Annotated in this window: 4 protein-coding genes and 1 pseudogene; 3 read left to right on the top strand and 2 right to left on the bottom strand. The window is 72.2% G+C overall.

Features of this window, described 5'->3' with window-relative positions; genetic code table 11:
* From VN520_RS25985 to VN520_RS25975, 3 genes and pseudogenes are all read left to right on the top strand, one after another.
* Nucleotides 1-334: pseudogene (locus VN520_RS25985) on the top strand (iron-containing alcohol dehydrogenase); the annotation flags it as partial.
* A 44-nt stretch (nt 335-378) separates the two neighbouring features.
* Nucleotides 379-951: a DoxX family protein gene (locus tag VN520_RS25980; RefSeq protein ID WP_325749371.1), complete on the top strand. Its 573-nt coding sequence runs from the start codon at nt 379-381 to the stop codon at nt 949-951.
* Nucleotides 952-987: 36 nt separating this feature from the next.
* Entirely contained in the window at nt 988-2070 is a 1083-nt protein-coding gene (locus VN520_RS25975; protein WP_325749370.1) for a sulfotransferase domain-containing protein, read from the top strand.
* A gap of 172 nt (nt 2071-2242) precedes the next feature.
* Here the strand turns inward: VN520_RS25975 and VN520_RS25970 are convergent, their stop codons facing one another.
* Together VN520_RS25970 and VN520_RS25965 are read right to left on the bottom strand one after the other, a co-directional pair.
* Nucleotides 2243-3001, bottom strand: coding sequence for an SDR family NAD(P)-dependent oxidoreductase (locus VN520_RS25970; protein WP_325749369.1), 759 nt, complete (start codon nt 2999-3001; stop codon nt 2243-2245).
* Nucleotides 3002-3031: 30 nt separating this feature from the next.
* A complete protein-coding gene (locus VN520_RS25965) occupies nt 3032-4198 on the bottom strand; it encodes a serine hydrolase domain-containing protein (RefSeq protein WP_325749368.1) in 1167 nt (388 codons plus the stop codon).
* Nucleotides 4199-4440 lie beyond the last annotated feature (242 nt).

The raw sequence follows: 4440 nt of genomic DNA, 5'->3' as shown, positions 1-4440 counted from the left end.
CGACGTCGCCGCCGTCGTCATCGGCCCCGGCCGGGAGTACGACGACCTGTACGGCGACTGGGCGCAGCCCGCCGCCCCCGACGCGGTCGCCGCCCTGTCCCGCGCGCTCGGCGGCGTCGCCGACCCGGCCCGGGAGCTGTGGGAGCTGGCCGGCCGGCTGGGCGCACCGCGGTCCTTGGCCGAGCTCGGCATGCAGGAGGCGGACATCTCGCGCATCGTGGAGCTCGCGGTCGCCAACCCCTACGCGAACCCGCGGCTGGTGACACAGGAGGGCGTCTCCGCACTGCTCGAGGCGGCCTGGTCCGGCCGGTCGCCCGGCAGCCCCGGCTCCTGACACAGCCGCGGCACGGTCACCCCACTGAGATCCGAGGAGAAGACATGAGCATCGGACGTCTGGGAGCACGCCTCCTGATCGGCGGGCTGTTCATCGGCCACGGCACACAGAAGCTCTTCGGCTGGTTCGGCGGCCCGGGACGCGCCGGCACCGAGGGCATGATGGAGGCGCTGGAGATGCGGCCGGCGAAGGTGCACGCCACGCTCGCCGGGGTCACCGAGACCGCCGGCGGCGCGCTGCTGGCCGCCGGGTTGGCCACGCCGCTCGCGGCGTCCGCGCTCACCGGTGTGATGACCACCGCCATCCGCAAGGTGCACCTGCCCAACGGTCCGTGGGCGGCCAATGGCGGGTGGGAGTACAACGCCGTCCTCATCGGTGCGGTGACGGCGCTGGCCGAGACCGGAGCCGGTGACCTCTCCTTGGACAGTGTGCTGGGCATCGAGCGGAGGGGGCCGGCCGTGGCAGTCGCCGCGCTGGCCACCGGGGTGGCCACGTCCTTCCTCACCATGGCGGTCGCGCGACGCGGCCGTCCGGGCGTCACCTCTGCTGCCGGCCCGTCCGCCGTGCCCGCTCCGCCAGAGGACACCGCGGGGGACCCCACCACGGCCGGGGCCTAGTGCTGCGGCAGATCCCGTTCGCCCAGGAGTGAGCCGGTGCCCAACGGCCATGCAGAAGACGGTGTGGCCACGGCGCGCGAACGGCTACGGCAGGCCATCGGCCGCGGCCGCTCCGTCCGGTTGATCGCCGGCGGTCGGCCCGCCTCGAACCGGCGCGGGCCGCACGGTGAGGTGGTGCCCTCCCCACGAGCGCAGGCCGTGGCTCGCGGCGTCAGCCCTGTCCTGCGGGTGGTCGAGCGCCTCGGACTGTGGGTGCGGCTGCTCTCCGTCCTCGGTCGGTTCGGCCCGCGGCCGGCCGACTTCGGCGAGTACCTGCCCGGGGAGCACGACGTCGTAGTCGCCACCTACGAGAAGAGCGGCACCAACTGGATGCTGCAGATCGTCCACCAGGTCGCGACCGTCGGGCTCGGCCGGTTCGACCACATCCACGACGTGGCGCCGTGGCCGGACGCTCCCGGCGGCCAGACCTCCGTCGCGGTCCCGCTGGAGGAGCCCACCTGGCGCGAGGCTCCCACCGGGTTGCGCCCGGTGAAGACCCACCTGCCTCGTGAGGCGACGCCGTTGACCGACGCCGCGCGCTATGTCGTGGTGATCCGCGACCCCAAGGACGTGGTGGTCTCCAGCTACCACTTCGTCCGCGGCATCGCGCTGGGGCCGCTGATGCCCAGCGTGAGCGCGTGGGTGGAGCTGTTCCTCAGCGAACAGGGGTTCGCCCCCTCCGGCGGGCCGTGGCCGGAGCACGTCGCCGGTTGGTGGGCCGAGCGCCATCGGCCCAACGTCCTGGCCCTGCGCTACGAGGAGCTCGTGGCCGACCTCCCCGGCGGCATCGGCCAGGTCGCGGACCTGATGGGTGTCGACCTCGACCCTCAAGCCTTGGAGCGGGTCAGGTCACACTGCACCTTCGAGGCCATGCGTGCGGTGGGCGAGCGCTTCGACCTCGGCCCGTTCACCCCCCTCGGCTCACAGCAGACCCGCATGGTCCGCCGCGGCGCGGCCGGCGGGTCGGCCGAGTTGCTCACCGCTGAGCAGCGCCGCCGCATCGATGACCACTGCGAGTCGGCGCTGCACCGGCTGGGCTCGGACTTCCCCTACGCGGAGGTCTACCGAGCCGAGTGGTGACCGAGGCCGACCGCTGCAATTCGACGCGGTCCCCGCGCGCGGGGACCCGCCGACCAGGGACGGAAGATGCGACGGGTCCTGCACGCGGCGGCCGGACGACGTGGGGCACCGGGGCGCCGTCGCCGCCCGGGCAGGACCCGGGTGACGACGGCGGCGGACGGGAGACCGCCGGTCAGGCGGTCCCGCCGTTGGGCGAGAGCACCTGGCCGGTGAAGAACGCCGCCTCGTCGCTGGCGAGGAACAGGATGGTGTTGGCCATCTCGTCGGCCGACGCCATTCGCTTCATCGGGGCCAGGTCGATGATCGCCTGGCGGGCCTCGGGCCCGTTCTGCGCGAGCATCGGGGTGTCGGTCGACCCGGGGGCCACGGCGTTCACCCGGATGTTCTCCGCGGCCAGTCGCGCCGCGGCGGCGCGTGTCATCCCGATGACCCCTGCCTTCGATGCCGGGTACGGCAGGATCAACGGGAGGAGAGCGAGGGCACCGACGCTCGAGATCGTCACGATCGAACCACCCTCGGGCCCGTTGCGCCGCATGGCCGGCACCGCTGCGCGCAGCGCGTAGAAGGTCCCGTACAGGTTGACCTCGACCACCTCCGCGAAGTCCGCGTCGCTGATCTCCGTGATGTCACCGCCGAACTCGGTCGTCAGTTGGCTGCTGGGCTGCGCGATGCCGGCCGCGGTCACCAGGACGTCCAGCCGGCCGAACTCCTCGACGGCGGTCGCGACCGCCGCGTCGAGGTCCGCGCTCCGGGTCACGTCGCCTGCCAACGCGATGGCGCCGTCCACACCATCGAGGGAGTCCTTCAGACGATCGCCGTCGCGGTCGACGGCCACGACGCGTGCGCCCTCGGCGACGAACCGGCGTACCGAGGCCAGCCCGATACCGGATCCACCTCCGGTCACCACGGCGACCTTGTCCTCGAGTCTCATCTCTTCTCCTCCTGCTCGGATCAGGACCGGTCAGTCGGTGAGGGCCGCGAGGACGATGTCGCCGAGGCGCTGGGTCCGGGGTAGGTGGTCGGTGTCCTCCAGGGAGCCGACGGTGATGAGCGTGAAGCAGACGTCCCGCGCCGGGTCCACCCAGAAGCAGGACGTGCCGGCGCCCCAGCCGCCGAAGGTGCCCTTGCTGCCCAGGTTGGGCAGCGGACCGGGCGTGAGAGCGTCACCGCGGACGAAGAACCCCAGCCCGTGGTATGCCGGCCACGGCAGCCAGTTGCGCATCTGGAGCGCGTAGTCCAGCAGGGAGTTGGGCATCTCGCCGGTGTGGTTGCGGGCGGCGAGCTCGATCATGGCGGGGGAGAGCAGCCGGTAGCCGTTCCGGACCCCTCCGCCGCGCAGGAGATCGGCGAACTTGTAGAAGTCCTCGGCCGTCGTGGTGTAGCCCGCACCGGGCATCTGGGAGCCGGGCGCCGTGATGAGGTGGCCCGAGCCCTCGATGCCCTCGATGGTGAACATGCCCGCGGGACGCCGGTAGCGGGCCACCACGGGCGCCAGGTAACGATCGCCCGGTGGGGGCCCGAGGGTCGTGCTGTCCATGCCGAGCGGCCGGAGGACCTCGTCCGCGACGATGGCGTCGAAGGAGCGCTTGCCGGGATCGACCGCCACCAGCATGGACGCCATTACCGCGTGGGCGCCGAGCTTCGAGTAGAGGACGCGCTGCCCGGGCGGGGTCTCGGGTGCGGAGGCGCACACGTAGGCGGTGAAGCGCTCGAGCGAGATCAGGTCTTCGACCGGGAGCATGGGGACGTCGGCGAGCACGCCACCGGTGTGGGTGAGCAGGTGGAACAGCGTGACGGAGCCCTTGCCCCGGGCTCCGAAGTCGGGCAGGACCTCCGCGACCGGCTGGGTGAGCGAGAGCAGTCCCCGCTCGACGAAGCTCAGCACGGTCGCGACCACGAGCTGCTTGCTGATCGAGAAGGGGACCAGCACGTCGTCGGTCCGCAGCGCCCGCTCCTGCGACCGGTCGGCGAAGCCGATCGCCTCGTCCACCACCAGGTGACCCGCTCGGCCGACTGTGATCTGGGCACCGTCGTAGAAGCCGGTGTCGACGTCGTGCTGGATCGACTCGACGAGCCGCTGCAGCCGCTGCGGGTCGAAGCCGACCTCTCCCGGATCCGTCATCTCCATCGGTGACATCCCTCCCAGGGGCTCGGGGACTCGGCAACAACCTGGGCGCCAAGCTCGTACGTCGCACAGAATTTCGCTGAGCGCACAAAGCCTATGTGACGGCGCACCCCTCCACAACAGACCGGCGGGCAGGTCGACTGGCCGCACAACCCACCGGACACGACGTGACCTCGACCGGACACGGGAACCGGGTGAGCGACCGGTACCGACCGGGCGTCCGTGGACGGGCGTGCACGTGGAGC

Source organism: Streptomyces sp., from assembly GCF_035563135.1.
Lineage (GTDB): Bacteria > Actinomycetota > Actinomycetes > Streptomycetales > Streptomycetaceae > Streptomyces.
The sequence above is the reverse complement of the archived record's forward strand: the minus strand, read 5'-3'. Positions and strand labels throughout refer to the sequence as shown.